This is a genomic window from Halobacillus sp. (genome assembly GCF_049282395.1).
Taxonomy (GTDB): Bacteria; Bacillota; Bacilli; order Bacillales; family Halobacillaceae; genus Halobacillus.
Window position 1 is genome coordinate 1 of record NZ_JBAPTY010000379.1, and the last position, 18,602, is coordinate 18,602.

Annotated in this window: 16 protein-coding genes, 1 other RNA gene and 1 other annotated feature; of the genes, 2 read left to right on the plus strand and 15 right to left on the minus strand. The window is 41.5% G+C overall.

What is annotated here, in order from left to right:
- Positions 1 to 177: 177 nt before the first annotated feature.
- The 12 genes from WAM07_RS15695 to WAM07_RS15750 all read right to left on the minus strand — a co-directional run bounded on the left by WAM07_RS15695 (position 178) and on the right by WAM07_RS15750 (position 12,776).
- Positions 178 to 462: a DUF1292 domain-containing protein gene (locus WAM07_RS15695; RefSeq protein WP_422168335.1), complete on the minus strand. Its 285-nt coding sequence runs from the start codon at positions 460 to 462 to the stop codon at positions 178 to 180.
- 15 nt (positions 463 to 477) lie between these two features.
- Positions 478 to 894 carry a Holliday junction resolvase RuvX gene (ruvX, locus tag WAM07_RS15700; RefSeq protein WP_422168337.1) on the minus strand — a complete coding sequence of 139 codons (417 nt, stop codon included), beginning with the start codon at positions 892 to 894 and terminating at the stop codon, positions 478 to 480.
- Positions 891 to 1,163: an IreB family regulatory phosphoprotein gene (locus WAM07_RS15705; RefSeq protein WP_422168339.1), complete on the minus strand. Its 273-nt coding sequence runs from the start codon at positions 1,161 to 1,163 to the stop codon at positions 891 to 893. Before WAM07_RS15705 ends, ruvX begins: the two co-directional genes overlap by 4 nt.
- Before the next feature lie 63 nt (positions 1,164 to 1,226).
- Entirely contained in the window at positions 1,227 to 3,863 is a 2,637-nt protein-coding gene (gene alaS / locus WAM07_RS15710; protein ID WP_422168341.1) for an alanine--tRNA ligase, read from the minus strand.
- A gap of 97 nt (positions 3,864 to 3,960) precedes the next feature.
- Positions 3,961 to 4,174 (minus strand) — a binding site (T-box leader).
- Positions 4,175 to 4,215: 41 nt separating this feature from the next.
- Positions 4,216 to 5,283: an AI-2E family transporter gene (locus tag WAM07_RS15715; RefSeq protein ID WP_422168343.1), complete on the minus strand. Its 1,068-nt coding sequence runs from the start codon at positions 5,281 to 5,283 to the stop codon at positions 4,216 to 4,218.
- Positions 5,284 to 5,523: 240 nt separating this feature from the next.
- On the minus strand, positions 5,524 to 6,339 hold the full coding sequence (locus WAM07_RS15720; RefSeq protein ID WP_422168345.1) for a sugar phosphate isomerase/epimerase family protein: 816 nt from the start codon (positions 6,337 to 6,339) through the stop codon (positions 5,524 to 5,526).
- A gap of 20 nt (positions 6,340 to 6,359) precedes the next feature.
- Positions 6,360 to 8,684, minus strand: a complete 2,325-nt coding sequence (locus WAM07_RS15725) for an ATP-dependent RecD-like DNA helicase (RefSeq protein ID WP_422168347.1) — start codon at positions 8,682 to 8,684, stop codon at positions 6,360 to 6,362.
- Between the two features lie 21 nt (positions 8,685 to 8,705).
- Positions 8,706 to 9,365 (minus strand): tetratricopeptide repeat protein, encoded by a 660-nt coding sequence (locus tag WAM07_RS15730; RefSeq protein ID WP_422168349.1) that lies wholly within the window; start codon positions 9,363 to 9,365, stop codon positions 8,706 to 8,708.
- A gap of 65 nt (positions 9,366 to 9,430) precedes the next feature.
- Positions 9,431 to 10,543 (minus strand): tRNA 2-thiouridine(34) synthase MnmA, encoded by a 1,113-nt coding sequence (gene mnmA / locus WAM07_RS15735; RefSeq protein ID WP_422168351.1) that lies wholly within the window; start codon positions 10,541 to 10,543, stop codon positions 9,431 to 9,433.
- 5 nt (positions 10,544 to 10,548) lie between these two features.
- Positions 10,549 to 11,700 (minus strand): cysteine desulfurase family protein, encoded by a 1,152-nt coding sequence (locus WAM07_RS15740; protein ID WP_422168352.1) that lies wholly within the window; start codon positions 11,698 to 11,700, stop codon positions 10,549 to 10,551.
- A 19-nt stretch (positions 11,701 to 11,719) separates the two neighbouring features.
- A complete protein-coding gene (gene cymR / locus WAM07_RS15745; RefSeq protein ID WP_014643856.1) occupies positions 11,720 to 12,139 on the minus strand; it encodes a cysteine metabolism transcriptional regulator CymR in 420 nt (139 codons plus the stop codon).
- A complete protein-coding gene (locus WAM07_RS15750; RefSeq protein WP_422168355.1) occupies positions 12,093 to 12,776 on the minus strand; it encodes a YczE/YyaS/YitT family protein in 684 nt (227 codons plus the stop codon). The genes cymR and WAM07_RS15750 overlap by 47 nt, the downstream gene beginning before the upstream one ends.
- 364 nt (positions 12,777 to 13,140) lie before the next feature.
- On the opposite strand from WAM07_RS15750, the gene WAM07_RS15755 reads away from it, so the two are divergent.
- On the plus strand, positions 13,141 to 14,415 hold the full coding sequence (locus tag WAM07_RS15755; protein ID WP_422168356.1) for a replication-associated recombination protein A: 1,275 nt from the start codon (positions 13,141 to 13,143) through the stop codon (positions 14,413 to 14,415).
- Positions 14,416 to 14,553: 138 nt separating this feature from the next.
- Complete coding sequence (locus tag WAM07_RS15760; protein ID WP_422168358.1) at positions 14,554 to 15,216, plus strand: RsfA family transcriptional regulator; 663 nt, start codon at positions 14,554 to 14,556, stop codon at positions 15,214 to 15,216.
- 59 nt (positions 15,217 to 15,275) lie between these two features.
- Here the strand turns inward: WAM07_RS15760 and ssrS are convergent.
- The 3 genes from ssrS to hisS all read right to left on the minus strand — a co-directional run bounded on the left by ssrS (position 15,276) and on the right by hisS (position 18,598).
- Positions 15,276 to 15,468: non-coding RNA, 6S RNA (gene ssrS, locus WAM07_RS15765), on the minus strand.
- Between the two features lie 83 nt (positions 15,469 to 15,551).
- Entirely contained in the window at positions 15,552 to 17,315 is a 1,764-nt protein-coding gene (gene aspS / locus WAM07_RS15770) for an aspartate--tRNA ligase (RefSeq protein WP_422168360.1), read from the minus strand.
- A 2-nt stretch (positions 17,316 to 17,317) separates the two neighbouring features.
- Entirely contained in the window at positions 17,318 to 18,598 is a 1,281-nt protein-coding gene (gene hisS / locus WAM07_RS15775) for a histidine--tRNA ligase (RefSeq protein ID WP_422168362.1), read from the minus strand.
- Positions 18,599 to 18,602 lie beyond the last annotated feature (4 nt).

The window sequence follows — 18,602 nt, forward strand, 5'->3', positions numbered from 1 at the left end:
AGCTTTGTAATTTTTTTTGAAATTTCTTTCGGACAACAGACTTCCTCCTTCCATCCGGTACATTATACTACAAAATGCGAGAGCCTTTCCACAGCAGTGGTATAATTTCTATGGTCCAGAAGCTTCACAAAAGAAAAAGCCTGCAGTTCGCAGGCTTTTTCTTTCTTTAGTTATTATTTAGGTTAAATCCTCATCTGTTAAAGTATTCAGCATTTCTTCAACCATTTCCCATTCCTCATCCGATTCGATCTGGTAGAGAGCAAGATCATCTTCTTCATTTCCTTTTTCTTCATATCGAAACGCAAAAACTTCTACCTCGTCTCCCTCATTCTGCTCAGCAGGAATGACGGCAATATAGGATTGTTCCGTCTGCTCTACATCGAATGTGAACAATACTTCAAATAAATGTTCCTCTCCATTTTCATCTGGAATTACAATACGTTCTTCTTTTTCTAGTGCCATGATAAAACGTCCTCCTTATTGTTTGGAATCTAGATAACTTTGCAGAATGATAACAGCGGCCATTTTATCAATGACTTTCTTTCGCTTCTTTCGGCTGACGTCTGCATCCAGCAATACCCGCTCTGCTGCCATTGTCGTTAAACGCTCATCCCAAAGATGGGATGGTATTTTATATTCTTTTTTTATCCACGCAGCGAAACGCTGGCTGGCTTCTCCTCTAGGTCCTACTGTCCCGTTCATGTTCTTAGGAAAGCCTACCACTGCTTCAGTGATGTCATGCTCTTCCATGATCTTTTGAAGCGGTCCGCGAACCGTATTAAAATCAGTTTCATCCCAATGAATAGTTGTTAGTCCCTGGGCTGTCCAGCCTAAGGCATCGGAAATAGCCACTCCTACCGTTTTTTCGCCTACGTCTAGACCTATTTTTTTCATTCATTGCCCTCATTATTCTCTCTAATATAGAACTTAACTAACTCTTCGATTAGTTCATCACGTTCAATTTTGCGAATTAAGTTTCTGGCATCCTGGTGACGCGGGATGTACGCTGGATCTCCGGAGAGTAAATAACCGACTATCTGGTTGATAGGGTTGTAACCCTTTTCTTGAAGAGCACTGTGTACAGAAAGCAGTACAGAGCGCACATCCTGGTCAAACGGTTCTTCTGAGAAGTTAAATCTCATTGTTTTATCCATTGAGCTCATTCATGTCACCTCGCACTTGTTAGTCTTTACTCCATTATATACCTAAGTTTACTTAATGGAAAACTAAGAACCTTGATTTGCATACTCTTTTGCAAATTCTAAGGCCTCAGGAATCTTAGAAACATCCTTGCCTCCAGCCTGAGCCATGTCCGGACGGCCTCCGCCGCCTCCACCGCACCTGGAAGCTGCTTCTTTAATTAAATGTCCTGCATGGTAACCTTCTTCTACTAAATCTTTTGATACTCCTGCAATTAGCTGAACTTTATTTCCATTTGGTGCAGCAAGCAGTATAATACCAGATTCAATTTTTTGTTTTAAATCATCAATCATGGAACGCAAGGCATTCATATCCTTCACATCCACTTGTTTTGCCAGCACCTTGACGCCGTTAATCTCTTCAACTTCGTCAAGAATGGTTGAAGCTTCCATATTAGAGATTTTAGCACTTAGGGATTCATTTTCCCTCTGCAGATCCTTAATCTCCTTATGAAGGAAATCTATTCGTTCAGGTACTTGCTCCGGCTTCGTCTTTAAGCGTTCACCAGCTTGCTTTAACAACGATTCCTTACTATTCATATACAAGTAAGCATCTTTAGCTGTCACAGCTTCCATACGTCTGGTTCCAGCGCCAATACCTGTCTCTGATACAATCTTGAATAAACCAATTTCAGCGGTGTTTATCACATGGCACCCTCCGCAGAGTTCCAGGCTGTAGTCACCTACTTGCACCACACGAACAGTGTCTCCGTATTTCTCTCCAAATAATGCCATTGCGCCTTTTTCTTTGGCTTCCTCGATAGAACTATATTCTACTCTTACAGGAATGGACTGCCATACTTTTTCGTTTACGATAGCTTCAATCTTCTCTATCTCCTCATTGGAAACGGAGCCAAAATGCGAGAAATCAAACCGTAGACGATCCGGAGCCACAAGAGAACCCGCCTGATTTACATGATCGCCTAATACGTCCTTCAATGCTTGATGGAGCAAATGGGTAGCTGTGTGATTCTTAACTATAAAGGAGCGGGATTTTTCATCTATTTCTGCATGAACCCTGTCTCCTTTATGAAGCGTACCTTTTTGGATCACGGCTTCATGCATATGCTGACCATTTGGTGCTTTTTGAACATTTGTTACTTCCAATAGGACGTTATCATTTTCTATACGGCCTTTATCAGCAATCTGACCGCCGCTTTCTGCGTAGAAAGGTGTTTTATCCAAAAATAAGTAGACTGTATCGTCTTCTTCTGCTTGTTCACTAAACTCTTTACCTTTAATCATTTCGACAATTTCTGCTTCCGTACGAAGTTGATCATAACCGGTGAATTCACTGGCTACACGAACGTCCCCAAGTACACCTTCTTGAATCTGCATGGAACCAGTTTTCTGACGAGCGTTCCTGGCACGCTCCCGCTGCTTCTCCATTTCAAGCATAAACCCATCTTCATCAATGGTAAAACCAGCGTCAGCTACATATTCTTCCGTGAGCTCCTTAGGAAAACCATACGTATCGTAGAGACGAAATACTTCTGTCCCAGGGAATACATTACTCCCTTTTTCTGATTCCTGCTTCATAATTGTCGATAAGATGGCAAGTCCATCATTTAATGTTTCGTGGAAACGTTCCTCTTCCGTTTTAATTACGTTTTGGATAAAGGACTGCTTCTCTTTTACTTCAGGATAGAAGTCGACCATAATTTCAGCTACTTCAGGTACTAATTTGTACATGAAAGGCTGATCTATACCAATTTGTTTAGCAAACCTTACAGCCCGGCGCAGCAAACGGCGCAGAACGTATCCTCTTCCCTCATTGGACGGCAGAGCTCCGTCACTGACCGCAAAAGATACCGTACGCATATGATCAGCTATAACTTTAAAGGAAGAATTTCCTTCCTCACTTTCTCCATACTTTCTTCCCGAAATAGACTCTGTTGCTTCAATTAAAGGTTTGAATAAATCTGTTTCGAAATTGGTAGGCGTATCTTGAATAACGCATACAATTCTTTCCAGTCCCATTCCTGTATCAATGTTCTTCTTAGGTAAGGGTGTGTAAGTGTCATCAGGATTATGGTTGAACTGTGAGAATACTAAATTCCAGATTTCTAAATAGCGTTCATTTTCTCCACCCGGATAAAGTTCAGGATCGTGAGGATCATTCCCGTATTTTTCACCGCGATCGTAAAAGATTTCAGTATTTGGACCACTCGGGCCTTCACCAATATCCCAGAAGTTTTCCTCAATACGGATAATTCGCTCTTCATCAATTCCGACAATATCGCGCCAAATAGTATAGGCTTCATCATCTTCTGGATGAACGGTAACAGATAACCTGCTTTCGTCAAATCCGATCCAATCTTTACTGGTCAGGAATTCCCAACCCCACTTCATCGCTTCCTCTTTAAAATAATCTCCAATAGAAAAGTTACCCAACATTTCAAAGAAAGTATGGTGGCGGGCTGTGAACCCTACATTTTCTATATCGTTGGTCCGAATGGATTTTTGTACGTTCACAATCCTTGGATTTTCAGGAATAACCCGCCCGTCAAAGTATTTTTTCAGCGTAGCCACTCCACTGTTTATCCAAAGGAGTGTAGGATCTTCATGAGGAACAAGAGAAGCACTTGGTTCCACACTGTGATTTTTTTCTTTAAAAAAGTCCAGAAACATTTGGCGGACTTCAGCAGATGTCCATGATTTCATACCATTACCTCCTTATTGTTAAATGCATCAAGCTTCATGCTCTTTTATAAACACTCTATTTTATCTGTACGAACAAAAAACTCCCGTCCCTGCCATCGGCAGGGACGGGAGTTTAAATCCGCGGTACCACCCTGATTATAGACATTAAACTGTCTATCACCTCAGACGCCAGTAACGAGGCGCGACTCCGGCGGGGATTAACCGCACTCAGGAATAGCTTTCAGCAACCCTGTCCATAGCATACTTCTCAGCCTGGAATATGCCTCTCTAATTATGGGTAATTGCTTACTTATTTCCTTCACTGTTTTTCGTTCGTATAGTGTCGATATGCGCTATTATAGATAACTGTTCCCTATCTGTCAATATGAATGCGTCCTTTATGAACTTCACTAACAATTACTTTTAGACATGTAAGAACCGGTACAGCTAAAATTAATCCGGGAATTCCTGCAAGTTCACCACCTGCAAGCAAAGCAAAGATAATGACCAATGGGTGGATGTGAATACTTCTCCCCATTATATATGGCGAAAGCAAATTACCTTCAAGCACTTGAATTACAAGGACCACCAGGAGACTAAGAATAAGCGTTTTCACTGAAATGGTAGCTGCTACTATTAGTACCGGTACAGCCCCAAGCAAAGGACCAAAATAAGGAATAATATTCGTTATTCCTGCTATAATTCCAAGAATAAGAGGATACGGCAGATCTACCAGCCAAAAACCAAGCGAGGCAAGGGCCCCTACAAAAAGACTGATTAGAAGTTGACCGCGAATATATCCTCCCAAAGAGTGACTAAGTTCCCTGGTCAGTCTCTGAGCTTCATCATGCCAGGAATCAGGTAATAAACTCATCAAAGAGCGTCCAATCATTTTGTAGTCCTTTAAAAAATAGAATGTCATTACGGGAATGACAGCAACTAAAAAGACCATATCGAAAATACCGCTTAAACTTGTAAGCAAGTTCATTAATTTTGTGCTAATCCATTCTTCGAAATCTGAAAAACTGCCATCCAATTTTTTATGAATACCATCTGGAAACCTTTCAGTTTGAGCATATAACTGCTTCGTCCATCCTTGATAAGATTCCGTTAAAGCAGGAACCTGCTCACTCAACAGTCTTACCTGTGTTAACAGACGGGGATAGCCTTTATAGATTCCTAAACTTACTAAAGAAAAAAATGCGAGGAATATAAACAAGATAGCAAGAGGCCTTGAGATTCCCGTCTCTTCCAGCAGGTTCACAAGAGGATGAAGCAGTAAGGAAAGCACTAGAGCCAAGACAAAGGGCAGAAGGATTCTTCCAATCATGATAATAATATGATCATAATAGGGAAACAGCCATGCTAGTAGTAATAGACTGAGAAGTATAATGAAGAAGATGACGAACCGACGTACCCACTTGGCTGCTTGATCACTCATCCTTGCTTAAGATCCTTGTTGATAGAATATGTCATTGAGAGAGCTTAGACTGCCATCTTCTTCAATTTGATTTATGTTCATTTTGCCATCTTCAATAGCTAACTCCAGACAACAATTCCAACAATAATATTGCTCGTTTCCTATTTTACCAAGATTTTTGCTCTTACAATTCGGACATTTCATGGGGAGCCATACTCCTTTTTTACAAAACAGTATGTCCCTCCGAAGTAAATTCATACATTATTCTATAAGATTATGAAGCCACTCCATTCCTTCCACCACATATGCTTCAGATGGCCTGGAGTGAGGAGTATGCTCCATGATAAAATATCTTCCTTTTTTTTCAGCCAGTATTTCAATCATTGACTTCATATCAAAGGAACCTTCTTTTGTGTTTGGTTCTGGATGAATCGGCACCCAGTAATATTTATCATCTAAAAAACTTACATTATGTACGTGGATAACTGTTGTGTAAGGAAGCAAAGGAACGATGTACTCTTTCCACTTATCACCCGCTGCCATTCGATAATCTCCCATGTCTAAACAGAGAGATAATTGATAGGTGCCCCACACCTCTTCAGGGAATTGCTGAAGGTAGTGGATCCCTGCAGAAGAGCGGTTATGACCAAGTTTAGGTTCGCAGACAATAGAGATTTTGTATTTTTTCTGCAGCTCAGAGAGGTAACGAAGTCCTTCTTCAATCATAGGCTGAGGGTTTGAACGAACAGGACCTTTAACGTATGGAAAGTGAACTAAAATGTATTCCGCCCCGACTCTTGCTGCCAAAGCGACTTCCTGTTCAAAATTTATTCGAGCATCCAGAGGATCGACAGATACATGTTCAATTAGATCGTACTTGCTGTTCCCTCTAATAAGGGGCGAATGAATTCCAAAAGAGACTTGATTCTGTCTAGCCATTGTTAGAAAACGATAAAAAGATGCTTCATCTGGAAATTCTCCAATTTCAATATGACCAATTGCTGACTTAAATAACTGATCAAACTGAGCTGGGTCACTTAAAATGGTACTGCCGGAGATCCCCAATATAGATTTCATAGCTTATCTCCTCATTAACTTCACATAAAATCGTAAGGGGACAATTCTTCTTCCTCATCTTCCGGCACTTCCGGGACCACCTTCTCCTGAAGTTTTTCTTTTAGCCTTGTATAACGAAGGTTTGTATCCGTAAACTTTACGCCTTCGAGAAATGCATTGCGGTCTCCACAGATGATCAGAGATTGCTTAGAACGGGTGATAGCTGTGTAGAGCAAATTTTTCCTAAGCATCCTTTTGTAGCTTCGGACTACTGGAAGAATGACAATTGAAAACTCACTTCCTTGAGATTTATGGATCGATGTGCAATAAGCGAGCATTACATTTTTCAAATCTTTTTTTGGATAAACGATTTCTTTTCCGTCAAAATCAACGACCACCTGTTCTACACCATCTACGTTTTCTTCCTCACGAAATATCGCAACAATTTCGCCTATATCTCCATTATAAACTCCGTCTTCGGGCTGGTTAACCAACTGAATGACTTTATCCCCTTTTCGATAGGTCTGATCATTAAATTGGATATCCCGCTTCTGTTTACTTTTGGGATTTACCACTCGCTGAATCTCTGAATTAAGCTTATGAATGCCAACTTCTGTGCGGTACATCGGGACAAGGACTTGCAATTCTCTAAGGTTAATACCTTTATCGATCGCTTTTTTTACAATATGGGTAACTATATCAGCAAGCTGATTCTCCCGAGCAGGTATAAAATTGAAATCATGCTCCTTAGCCAGTGATACCGCAGTACACTGATTATTTTTAATCTCATGTGCAAGCTGGATGATTTTTGAACCTTCTTTTTGCCGGTACACTTCCGTCAGTTTGGAAGATGGCAGCTGTTCGGAGGCAAGCAGATCGGCAAGTACTTGACCGGGGCCAACAGAGGGAAGTTGATCTTCATCACCTACGAGGAGGACCTGCATACCTGAAGGAACAGCACGGAACAATTGGTTGGCCAGCCAAATATCCACCATCGAAAATTCATCAATGATGAGAACCTTACCTTCTAAAGGATTATTCTGGTTGCGTTCAAATTGTTCATGTCCATCCCATCCGAGCAAACGGTGGATGGTGCTTGCAGGCATACCGGTGGATTCCGTCATACGTTTAGCAGCCCGTCCTGTTGGCGCAGCCAGGACAAAAGGAAAAGGTTGATCGGAGTCATAGTCTTCCGGGTCAATCGAGACGTCATTTAACTCTGCATAAGACTGGATAATTCCTTTAATAACCGTTGTTTTTCCAGTTCCGGGTCCTCCAGTCAGAATCATAAGCTTGGACTGTAACGTTTTCTCAATTGCATTAAATTGGTCTTCTCCATAACTCATTGCTTCCTCTTCTTCAATGCTTCCAATAATTTTCATGAGATCCGCCTGAGTATGCTGGGCTTCCAATTCTTCATCAAGAATACGATCGATATTACGGCAAAAACCGTTTTCTGCGAAATAAAGTGTTGGTAAGTAAATGCGATCCTCTTCCATATATACATATTTTTCCTGACCCAGATGGATGATTTGCTCGGACAGCTGCTCGTATGAGATAGAAGCTTCAAGTCCAGTGTTTAGTAACTGATCAACCTGCATTAGACATTCTTCGGTGGGAAGGTAGGTGTGACCAGCAGACATGCTTTTTTGCATCATGTACAAACATGCTGCTCGGAGTCTGGTAGGGTGATCATGAGAAAGATTCTGCATCCTCGCCATTTCATCTGCCCGGTGAAAACCAAAACCTTCGACTTTAAATACAAGTTGATAAGGATCTTCTTCAATAATGGCAAGAGTTTGATCCTTAAAGACTTCATAAATTTTCTGAGATAACTTCAACCCGAACCCGTATTGGGAAAGATGAATCATCACGTGTTCAAAACCTTGATGTTCCTTTAGGGAATTGTATAATTGATCCGCTTTTTCCTTAGTAAGCTTAGGTACTTTATCTAAAGCAGCTCTGTCTTCTAATATAAACGATATCGCTTGTTCTCCTAATTGATCAACGATACGCTCAGCCGTCCTTTTACCTATGCCGTGAAATAAATCACTCGATAAATAGTGAATAAGCCCATCTTTTGTTTCAGGCAAGACACGATTATACATCTCTACCTCGTATTGCAGTCCGAATTTCGGGTGGTTACGAAATTGACCATAAAAGATATAGGTTTCTCCTTCTTCCAAAGGAGAAAAGTGTCCTTTAATCACCAGTGAGTCCACATCTGTATATTCATTTGTTTCACTTACAGTGATCGCCGCGATGGAAAAATGCTCAGCCTCATTATGAAAGATCATTCGATTGAGTTCACCTTTAACATAAGGACGTTCTTCATTGGATTCAGAAAAGAGCGTTTGTTGTGTCATGCCATCTTTCTCCTTCAATAATTACTCGTTTAACGCTTGTTCCACTTGGGCCTTTGCATGAGAAGCCAGCATGTGCTCAGGCTGAATTTCAAGGGCTCGATTAAAATGGAAGAGTGCTGATTTCGCATCTTCTTTATGAAGAGCGACCACCCCTAAATTGTAGTAAGCGTCACTATGTTCTTCTTCCAATTGTAGCACACGTTTCATAGCCTGTTCAGCACCGTCAATCTGCCCGTTCTGGGCTAAACAGAGTCCATATTGAAATTGGATATCTACATCGTCAGGAGCCAGTTCAGCCGCTCGCAGTAAATAAGGAAGAGCAAGCTTCGTGTATTCCTGATGCACAAAAGTCATCCCAAGCATAAAGTGGACATCGGCTTCATCTAAACCATTTTGAATGGCTTGAATAAACTGCTCTTGAGCTTTCGTGAACTTTTCTTGTTCATAATAAACATTCCCCAGACCGTAATAAGCTGTAGCTGCTTCTCCATCAAGCTCAATAGCTCTATTAAAAAAACGGGCTGCACGTTCATAATCATTCATGTGAGTAAGCAAGTTTCCAAAGTTAATATAACCTACCGGCTGTTTAGGATTTTCATCAATAGCTTCTGTGAAAAGACGGGCCGCCTCCTCATAATTATGATTTTGCATCTCTTCAATACCTTGCTTTAATTTATCCATGTATCTCTCTCCTTCTTTTAATATGTAAAAAAGTCATGTCCTGAAAAACGGACATGACCATTTGCTCAGCCAACATATGTGACAGCAGCATCCTCTTTTAAGACCGTATCAATCGTGGCACCGCCCAGGCAAACTTCTCCATCGTAGAACACGACAGCTTGTCCAGGGGTAATGGCTCTTTCCGGTTCATGAAAGATTACTTTCCAGCGTCCATCTGTCATGGGTTGCACAGTTACGTGGCTGTCCTCTTGTCGATAACGGAACTTTGCTGTACACTCCATGGCTTCTCCAGGAACTTGTCCAGTTGTCCAGTTTGCTTCAGAAGCAATTAAACCATCAGAGTATAAAGCATCGTGATGAAAACCTTGTCCAACGTATAATATATTTGCATCCACATTTTTACCTACCACAAACCAGGGATCTCCAGCGCCTCCAATTCCAAGACCTTGGCGCTGACCGAGGGTATAATACATAAGCCCCTCGTGTTGTCCCTTCACTTCACCATCCAGAGTTTCCATGTTACCAGGCTGGGCCGGAAGATATTCACTCAAAAATTCTTTGAAATTCCGCTCACCTATAAAGCAGATTCCTGTTGAATCTTTCTTTTTAGCAGTAGCCAGATCATGCTGCTCTGCTATTTCTCTCACCTGTTTCTTTTCTAAATGGCCGAGAGGAAACATGACTTTTTCAAGCATTTCCTGGGTCAACTGGTTCAGGAAATACGTTTGATCTTTATTCCTGTCTATCCCGCGGAGCATTTCATACACCCCATTATTCTCCTGCACCTGAGCATAATGTCCAGTAGCTAGATAATCAGCCCCAAGAGATAAAGCATGGTCTAAGAATGCCTTAAATTTGATCTCTTTATTACACATAACGTCAGGATTAGGCGTGCGGCCCGCTTTGTATTCCTCAAGAAAATAAGTAAATACTTTATCCCAGTATTGTTTTTCAAAGTTGACGGCGTAATAAGGAATATCGAGTTGATTACACACTCTAATTACATCTTCATAATCTTCTGTTGCCGTACAAACTCCATTTTCGTCAGTATCATCCCAGTTTTTCATGAAGATTCCGACTACATCATAGCCCTGCTCTTTTAACAAAAGAGCAGCTACAGAGGAATCGACTCCTCCGCTCATTCCGACCACAACACGAGTGTCTTTCGGTTCTTTCATATTTTTCACCTTCCTGTTATGCTCAGTCTTTGTACGATTTGACTGATTTTCTGTGCTGCTTGTATGAGATCCTCTTTGCTATTACTTTGGCCAAAGCTGAACCGAATTGAATTAGTTGTTCGAGGGTCGCCAGTTCCATACATAGCCGAAAGTACATGTGAAGGTTCTACGGATCCAGCTGTACAAGCACTGCCGCTTGAAGCAGCAATTCCCGATAAGTCAAAGTTTGTGAGCATTGTTTCCACGTTCATTTCTGGAAAACTAATGTTTATAATGGATTCAATACTATATTCTTCCGCACCATTAATTGAGTAATTTACGCCTTCTTTGTTTAAAGCATGCAGAAATGTTTCTTTTAATTCTTTGAACTGCTTCCTTTTTTGGCTGCGCTCTCCTTCAATCAGTTCTACTGCTGTTTGGAGTCCTTTCACAGCCGGAAGGTTCTCCGTGCCTGCACGCCTTTTTCTTTCCTGCTCTCCACCATGCTGCAGGGACGCAAGCTTAGTTCCTTCCCGGACATAAAGAAAACCAATCCCTTTTGGACCATTTATTTTATGACCTGACACCGCCATCAAGTCCACCGCCAGCTCTGTTACATCAATTTCCATGAGACCGTATGCCTGAACAATATCAGAATGAAAAGAAGTAGAATGTTCTCTCAGGAGTTCAGCAACTTCTTTTACAGGCTGCATAACCCCTGTTTCATTATTTACCATCATGATGGAAACCAGAATCGTATCATCTCTTAAAGATTTCTTTACATCTTCCGCACGAACGGCTCCATTTTCATCAACAGGTAAATACGTAATATCAAAACCTTCTTCTTCAAGATATTCGACTGCATGTAATGTAGCATGATGTTCAATTGGAGTGGTAATAATATGCTTACCTTCCTGTTCGCGGGCTCTGGCTGTACCAATTATTGCTAAGTTATCAGCTTCTGTACCGCCACTTGTAAAAACTATTTCTTTTTCGTTTGCATGAATGCTCCTCGCAATTACCTTTCTTGCTTCATCAAGAATTTTCCTTGCCTGCCTTCCAAATTGGTGAACACTGGAGGGGTTGCCATAGGTCTCTTCCAAAACAGGAATCATGGACTTAACTACCTTTGGGTGAACGGGAGAAGTAGCAGCATGATCCAGATAAATTCCCTTCATTCATTCTCACCTCCACCTATTAAATATAAAACATGTACGCATCCTGAGTCTGGTCGTCTACATGATCTTTCAAATCTTCAAGAGTGGTTGTGTCCAGTACATCCTTAACGGCATCACGCACTCTTTTCCATAGAGCTTGTTTGGCGGGTTCCTCATCTTCAATGCCTTCCACAGGTGTAATCGGTCCTTCCAGGATACGAATAACATCTCCTGCAGTAATCTCATGAGGTGCTTTTGTCAGCATATAGCCGCCGTAAGCCCCCCTTACGCTTTTAACTAAACTTGCATTTCGTAAAGGAGCAATTAATTGTTCCAAGTAATGTTCAGAAAGTCCATTGTCTCTTGCAATCTGCTTTAGAGATATTGGACCATCTCCATATTTCCTGGCTAATTCAATCATAATGGTTAGACCGTAACGGCCTTTGGTAGATATCTTCATATAAGTCACCTTTCATTATTAAAAACTGTAACAATCGTTGGGACGCTGGTAGCGTATATCCTACAAAAGTTCCTAAAAATAACGCAATAAATACAGTTCCAATTCCTACCGGACCGCCAAGAGCGAAACCAAGCACAGCCACTGTGATCTCAATGCCGTTTCTTACGGTTGAAACTTTCCAACCCATTGCTTCAGAGATCATTAACATTAAACTGTCTCTCGGTCCCGCTCCTATGCCGGAAGATACATATATACCAATTCCTAAGGCAATAACAATAGTACCTAGAATAAATACGATAATTTGAACGGTCAAGATTTCAGGACTTGGAAGCAGCCAATTAAAAAAATCAATAAATATACCAATAAAAATCATGTTTAATATGGTACCAATCTGCGGGAGTTTCTTCTTATAGAAAGCATGTAAAGTGACGATGAGAAGCCCGGCGATAATAGACCAGGTTCCTACTGTTAAACCAAACTGGAGAAACAGTCCGTAATGGAAAACATCCCAGGGCCCAATTCCAAAATCTTTTACTTGCATGGTCATGGATATACCAAGACCAAGGATAATAACTCCTACTATAAAAAAAGTCCACCTAATAAATTTTTCACGCACCTGAGGGTGGTTTAAACTCAACCTAACCCCTCCTCTCTCTATTATACCAAACGTTATTATAGCATGAATGGCAAGTCTCTTGCATTTTCTCAGTAATCCATCTAACCTTACATTTATAACTAAATCTGTTATAGTTCAATGTTGATTTTTTCGTAATATAAGTACCCTTACTATATATAAACCCTTTGTTCGGTTTGAATAGGATTGTACAGCGGTTCCACAAAGAGACGTTCTTCATCGAACATCATCTTCACATATCCTTGTCGAGCCAAGAAGCGTGTAAAAGGACTTATTCCCAAACGTATCTTTCTATGCACCGTATCACGGAATATCATCAAATCAGCAATCAACTTTTGCATAAACATACTTAAAAAGGAGCTTGATTATGAGCCAGCAACCACTCGCATTCCGCATGCGTCCTTCCAATTTAAACGAAATCATTGGACAGTCCCACCTGGTGGACGAAGGTAAAACGATTCACCGAATGATAACAGCAAATCGCCTGGCTTCCATGATCCTATTCGGTCCTCCCGGGACGGGTAAGACATCGATGGCTACCGCACTAGCTAAAAGTCTAAAAATACCCTTCAAAAATTTAAATGCAGTCACTGATAAAAAGAAAGATATGGAAATTGCTGTTGAAGAAGCCAAGATGCATGGACAGCTCGTCCTCATCCTTGATGAAGTCCATCGCCTGGATAAAGCAAAGCAGGATTTTCTTCTTCCTCATCTTGAAAGTAATCGGTTAACTCTAATCGGCTGTACGACAAGTAATCCATATCATTCCATTAACCCAGCGATCAGGAGCCGCTGCCATCTATTCGAACTTTACAAACTCACTCCTGATGAAATTAAACAAGCGATTCAACGAGCCATAGAAGATAAAGAACAGGGGATTGGAGATTTAGAACTTGAGCTTACCTCCGAGGCTCTCGATCATTTTGCACATGCAGCGAATGGAGACCTTAGAGCCGCCTTGAATGGACTAGAGCTCGCCGCTTTCTCCACCCCTATGGAAGACAAACGTATCCCTATTGACTTGGAAATTGCTGAGGAGTGTATGCAAAAGAAAAGCTTTTCTCATGATAAGGATGGAGATGCCCACTATGATGTACTTTCTGCTTTTCAGAAATCAATTCGAGGGAGCGATGTAGACGCATCTCTTCACTACCTTGGACGTTTGATAGAAGCCGGAGATCTCGATAGTATTGGGCGCAGACTTGTGGTTATTGCCTATGAGGATATCGGGCTTGCCAACCCCCAAGCTGGTCCAAGAGCACTTTCCGCTATACAGGCAGCAGAAAGAATTGGTTTTCCCGAAGCTCGTATTCCTTTATCTGTTATTGTTACGGAACTTGCCTTGTCACCTAAGTCAAACAGTGCCTATAAAGCACTCGATGCAGCCCTATCAGACATTCGTAATGGTAAAAGCGGAGAAGTTCCTGCCCATTTGAAAGACTCTCATTATAAGGGAGCTTCACAATTAGGCAGAGGACTAGAATATCAGTATCCACACAATTTTGAAAACGGCTGGGTGGATCAACAATACTTACCTGACACCATCAAGAACCGCACGTATTACGAACCAAAAGCTACCGGAAAATTCGAACAAGCTCTTCAGCAGGTATGGACAAAAATAAAAAATCGTAAATCTACTTAAGTATATTTCCACTTTCTGTTGGCTACACTACAACTAAATCTGAAAAACTACTTTTCTAGGTGTGGACAAAGCAAAGCATTCCAACTTAAAAAAGAGCTTTATCATACAAACCTGGAAAAACATACAGGAGTGGAAAATATGCCTAAAGTAAGACAAGATGCATGGTCTCATGAAGATGATTTATTACTAGCCGAAACGGTTCTTCGCCATATTCGCGAAGGAAGCACCCAATTAAAAGCATTTGACGAAGTAGGAGATGCATTAAACCGTACATCCGCTGCTTGCGGATTCAGGTGGAATGCCGAAGTTCGTCAAAAATATGAGCAGGCTGTAGAACTGGCTAAAAAGCAAAGAAAAGAGAAGAAACGTAACGAAGCTCACCAAAAGCCCGTTTACAAAGAAATACCTGCACGTATGACTTATGAGTCAGAACCTGCAGAAGAACCTGTTATATTCGAAGAAAGTAAGATTGTGAGTGAGCAGCCAGCGATGCAGTATCAGCCAGAACCCGAGATCCAGCTCTCCCATGTCATTCGATACTTGAAAAACCTTCAAAAAGAAACCTTGGGCAGTGATTCAGCTAAAAAACAATTGTTCGAGCTTCAAGAACAAAATAAACAACTGATAGGTCAGAACCAGCAGTTAAATAGACAATTAGAAACTATGACAGAAGATTACCAGGCATTAATCCAAATTATGGATCGCGCTAGAAAAATGGTTATGTTTGAAGAACAGGACTATGCTTATAAACCTCAGTTCCGTATGGAGAAAAACGGTAATCTGGAAAATGTAGCAAGATAAAAAAGGAAGCCCTCTCTTATAGGGCTTCCTTTTTTGTTCTTATGTAAGTAAATTAAAAGACCAATCCCAATTGTGCCGTTGTATCATGAGTTTTGAACCCGCTCCAGGCAGGTGGGTGCCCTGTTCCACACTTCCTGCGTCCTCCCATCAGTGATGGTTAAGAGGCATGCATTCCGTATGGAAACACCGGGCTCCCGTTTCAAAAATGTTCGGTCAAAACGTACATTCGAACAACGTACACATCAGGATTGATCCGTTTAATTTGTAAAACAATCATAGCATATATATATATCCTTATCAACAATAACAAGCTAGATTTAAGACAGTTTTTCTTTTTATTCTTCAGGCTTTAATTGGAGGTGAAGCTCGTCTAATTGAGCCTTGCTTACACTTCCAGGTGCATTGGTCATTGGATCTGCTGCTGAAGCTGTCTTTGGAAATAAAATGGTATCTCGAAGATTCGTACGACCGGCCAGAAGCATAACAAATCGGTCAAATCCAAGAGCAATACCTCCATGAGGCGGTGCTCCATATTCTAAAGCTTCAAGTAAGAAACCGAACTGTTCCTCCGCTTCTTCCTGACTGAATCCAAGAACTTCAAACATTTGATTCTGTACCTCTCTTTGATGGATACGCAGAGAACCTCCGCCCAGTTCATAACCATTTAATACAATGTCGTAGGCTTCTGCATGTACATTCTGAGGATTTGTGTGCAGCTGGTCCATATCCTCTTCCGCTGGTTTCGTAAATGGATGGTGAGCTGCAAAGTATCTCTGTTCCTCTTCATCGTACTCCAGCAGCGGCCAGTCGGTGACCCACAAGAAATTAAAGCGATCTTCTTCAATTAAATCTAGACGACGGGCTAACTTCTGTCTCAGTGCTCCAAGACTGTCATATACGACTGATGTTTTATCGGCTACAAATAGTAGAAGGTCTCCGTCTGATGCTCCTGTCTTCGCTTTAATTAGGGACGCTTCTTCTTCTGTAAAGAATTTAGCGATAGGTCCGTTAAATTCCCCATCTTTTACTTTAAGCCATGCCAGTCCTTTTGCACCGTAGACTTTAACATCTTCCGTCATTTTATCAATATCTTTACGAGAGAACTCATCAGCCTTACCTTCAACGTTAATGGCGCTAACCTGACCACCTGAAGAAACAGCCCCACTGAATACTTTGAATCCAGAATGCTTAACCTCTTCCGACAAGTTTACAAGTTCTAAACCAAATCGTGTATCGGGTTTATCCGAGCCATAACGCTCCATTGCCTCTTCGTAGGACATCCTTGGAAAGGGAGTAGAAACCTCGATTCCTTTAACTTCTTTCATTACTTTCTTCATCATGCGTTCGGTCATAGTCATAATTTCATCCTTAGACATGAACGATGTTTCAATATCCACTTGCGTAAACTCTGGCTGTCGGTCCGCGCGTAAATCCTCATCGCGGAAACAACGGGCAATCTGATAATACTTTTCGAAACCAGACATCATCAGCATTTGTTTAAATAACTGAGGTGATTGAGGTAATGCGTAAAACTGTCCTTCATGTACACGGCTTGGTACAAGATAGTCTCTTGCTCCTTCCGGCGTGCTCTTTGTAAGCATAGGCGTTTCCATTTCCAGGAATTCCTCTTCATTTAAAAAGTTACGGATGGATTGGGTGGCTTGATGGCGAAGCTTAAAGGTCTCCTGCATTTCCTTTCTTCTAAGATCAAGATAACGATATTTCAAACGAAGATCCTCAGAAACTTCGGACTGTTCTTCAATCATAAATGGCGGTGTTTTCGCTTTGTTTAGAATCGTAACAGATTGAGCTGCCACCTCGATTTCTCCTGTGCCGATACTTGGATTAATCGTCTTTTCATCCCTGGCCACTACTTCTCCTATTATTTCCAGCACGTATTCACTGCGAACATTCTCAGCTGTATTTAATGCTTCCTCAGATGTTTCAGGATTAAATACTACCTGAACAAGTCCGGACCTGTCGCGCAGGTCGATAAAAATCAAACCTCCCAGGTCCCTGCGCTTTTGCACCCAGCCTTTCAAAGTGACTTCTTGACCTAAATGGTCTTTACGTAAGGATCCGCTCTGTACACGTTCCATATTTATTCTCCTCCTAACAACTGATTCTTCATATGAGTTTCAATATCACCCAGTGGGATTTCTTTTTGCTCTCCACTTACCATATCTTTCACATTTATCACATTTTCTTCTACTTCACGATCACCCAGAATAAGAACAAATTTTGCACCAAGGCGGTCGGCGGCTTTAAATTGGGCTTTCATTTTTTTGCCCAGGTAATCTTTATCTACCTGAATGCCCGCTTTTCTCAATTGATAAGCGACACGGACTGAAACCTTTTCTGCTTCTTCGCCTAAAGCTACCAGATAACAATCCAGCCCTTCATCAATCGGAAGCTCAACACCTTCTGCCTCCAAAGCCATTAATAATCGTTCCAGACTCATGGCAAAACCAATGCCCGAAGTAGCTGGACCTCCAACTTCTTCCACGAGACCGGTGTAGCGTCCACCGCCGCTCAAAGTGGTAATGGCTCCAAATCCTTCAGCGTCGCTCATAATTTCAAAAGCAGTATGATTGTAATAATCCAGCCCACGAACCAGGTTAGGATCGATCTCATATTCGATGCCCATCAAATCTAAATATTCTTTTACCTTATCAAAATATTCTTTTGAATAGGTATTTAAATAATCCAGGATAGAAGGGGCCGTTTCCATGGCCGGGTGGTCTTTGTCCTTCTTGCAGTCTAGAACGCGAAGCGGGTTCTGATCGAGACGGACTTGGCAATCTGCACATAATTCCTCCCGATGCGGATCAAAGTGGCGAATTAGGGCGTTCCTATGTGCTTCTCTACTCTCAAGATCCCCAAGACTATTTAACACAAGTCGTAAGGAAGTCAATCCCATCTCCCGGTAAGAATCAAGAGCCAGTGCCAGCACTTCAGCATCTATAGCTGGATCATCGCTTCCGAGAGCTTCAATTCCAAATTGGACAAATTGTCTTTGTCTTCCTTGCTGAGGTCGCTCATATCGAAACATAGGACCAATATAAAAATACTTAGTCGGCTGATTAGGTGACCCATGCACTTTGTTTTGAACGAAGGATCTCACTACCGAAGCCGTTCCTTCAGGGCGCAGTGTAATACTTCGTCCCCCACGATCCTCAAATGTGTACATTTCTTTCTGGACAATATCTGTACTATCTCCAACTCCGCGTTGAAATAATTCAGTATGTTCAAAGATAGGAGTGCGAATTTCTTTATAGTGATAGCGGTGACATAATTCCACCAATTTTTTCTCTACATACTGCCATTTTTCTGAGGCTCCAGGAAGAATATCCTGTGTACCTCTTGGGGCATTTATACTCATTAAT